General features: G+C 74.5%; 1 protein-coding gene and 2 pseudogenes. 1 reads left to right on the forward strand and 2 read right to left on the reverse strand.

Annotated elements, in window-relative coordinates:
* Positions 1-46 precede the first annotated feature (46 nt).
* On the reverse strand, positions 47-934 hold the full coding sequence (locus JNW89_RS35545) for a serine hydrolase (protein WP_238452352.1): 888 nt from the start codon (positions 932-934) through the stop codon (positions 47-49).
* Positions 935-1,005: 71 nt separating this feature from the next.
* On the opposite strand from JNW89_RS35545, the pseudogene JNW89_RS35550 reads away from it, so the two are divergent.
* Positions 1,006-1,491, forward strand: a pseudogene (locus tag JNW89_RS35550) (LysR family transcriptional regulator); the annotation flags it as partial.
* Between the two features lie 15 nt (positions 1,492-1,506).
* Here the strand turns inward: JNW89_RS35550 and JNW89_RS35555 are convergent.
* A pseudogene (locus JNW89_RS35555) lies at positions 1,507-2,183 on the reverse strand (TldD/PmbA family protein); the annotation flags it as partial.

Here is a 2,183-nt window from a genome sequence, read left to right on the forward strand (position 1 = left end):
GGTCCAGCTCACCGCCGCCGGGATGCCGGTTCGGTGTGCGGAAAAGTCAGGCCGCCCGCAAGGCCTCCACCGCCGTCCGGGCGGCCTCCCCCATGGCCAGGTCGACGTCGATCCGGCGGGTGGCGAGGCGGTCCGTGCGGGCGAAGACCGCCATCGCGTACCGGCTGCCGTCCGGGTACTCGGCCACCCCCGCCTCCAGGTGCAGCCCGGGCAGGGTGCCGGTCTTCGCGGCGACGCGTACCCCCGCCGGGAAGCCGGAGGCCAGCCGGGTCCAGAAGAGCTGCCGCGACATCAGCTCCCGGACGGTGGCGCAGGCCGCGGCGGGGCCCGCCTCGTCCCGCCAGATCAGGCCGAGCAGCCGGGTGATCTCCCGGGCCGTGCTCGACGTGGTGTGCGCCGGGTCGAAGACCCGCATCGCCCGGACCCGCTCCTCGGGCAGGGTCGGGAAGATCCGGGCGAAGTCCGCCTCGGTGCGGGCGCCCACGTCCGCGAGCATCAGCTCCACCAGCTGCCTCGGTCCACCGAGGATCCGGGTACGCGGCAGGTCCAGCTCGGCGGCGAGCATCGGCAGCACGTCCGCGCCGACCCGGCGCAGCAGCAGGTCGGCGGCGGTGTTGTCGCTGACCGACATGGCGAAGTACGCCAGGTCGCGCAGGGACACCTCGACGTCGTCGGCGCAGCCCGCCACACCCCACCCGCCGAGCCGGTCGCCGGCCCGGACCAGCACCCGCTCGCTCGCGTCGAGCTGCCCGGCGGCGACCTGCCGGGCGAACTCCAGCACCAGCAGGATCTTGAACACGGAGGCGATCGGGGTCAGCTCGTCCGCCCGCACGGCGACCTCCCGCCCGGCCGGACCGTCCACGGGTACGACGTGCAGGCTGCCGGTGATGCCGGCCCGGGCGAAGATCTCCTCGACGCGCTGCTCCGCTGCCACCCCGGCACGGTAACCGGTGGCTGCCGTAGGGTCCGGGCGTGGACCTGCTCCGCCACCTGCGGCACTTCGTGGTGGTCGCCCGCGAGCTGCACTTCGGCCGGGCGGCCGAGGCGCTGGGCATGGCGCAGCCGCCGCTGAGCCAGTCGATCCAGCGCCTGGAACGCGAGCTGGCGGTGGAACTGTTCGACCGGTCCCGGCGGCAGGTGCGGCTGACCACCGCCGGCCAACTGCTGCTCGGCGAGGCCGAGGAGCTGCTGGCCGGCGAGCTTCGGGTACGCCACCTGATGCGCCAGGTCCGCGCCGGCGCGCTGGGCGTGTTCCGGGCCGGGGTGCCGCCGGAGACGCCGGCGGTGACGCTGCGCGCCCTGTTGGACCGGTTGGCCGCCGCGGCGCCGGGGCTCGACGTCGACCTGCACGAGCTGACCAGCGCCGAGCAGGTGCGGATGCTCGCCGAGCGGCGGCTGGACGCCGGGCTGCTGCAGTATCCGGAGGAGCCGGCCGGGTTGCGTTTCGGCCCGCCGGTGACCGTACCGGTGGGGGGTGCTGCTGCCCCCGGGCCTCGCCGCTGGCCCGGCCGCCGCGAGGTGGCGCTGGCCGACCTGGCCGGGCTGGCCCTTCCCGCAGTTGGGCGTGCCCCAGGCGACGGTCTCGGAGGAGAGCATGTCCATCGAGCGCCAGAAGAGCGGGCCGATGCCGGTGTAGGTGGGGTTGCGCAGCATCCGCCCGCGCCGGCCGTTCTTCACCTCCCAGCCGATCTCGCAGCCGAACTGGAAGTTGAGCCGCTTGTCGTCGATCGACCAGGAGCGGTTGACGTCCATCAGCACGCCGTCGTCGGTGGCGGCGATGATCTCGTCGAGCGTGTGTGGGCCGGGCTCCAGGCCCACGTTGGTCATCCGCACCATCGGCAGCCGGGCCCAGCCGTCGGCCCGTACGCTGCCGCCGTAGTCCAGACCGGCGACGGCGGCCGAGTCCCGACCGGCGAGCACGCCCACCCAGCGACCCTCGCGGACCGCGTCCCGGCGGACCGCCGGAGAGCCCTCGTCGTCGAAGCCGAAGCTGCCCAGCGCGCCCGGGATGGTCGGGTCGATGGTGACGTTCATCAGCTCGGAGCCGTAGCGCAGCGAGCCGAGCTGGGCCAGGTCCAACCAGGACGTGCCGGCGAAGGCGGCCTCCCAGCCGAGGATGCGGTCCAGCTCGATGGCGTGGCCGACCGACTCGTGGATCTGCAACGCGAGCTGCTCGCCGCCGA

The organism is Micromonospora sp. 4G55, assembly GCF_016803375.1.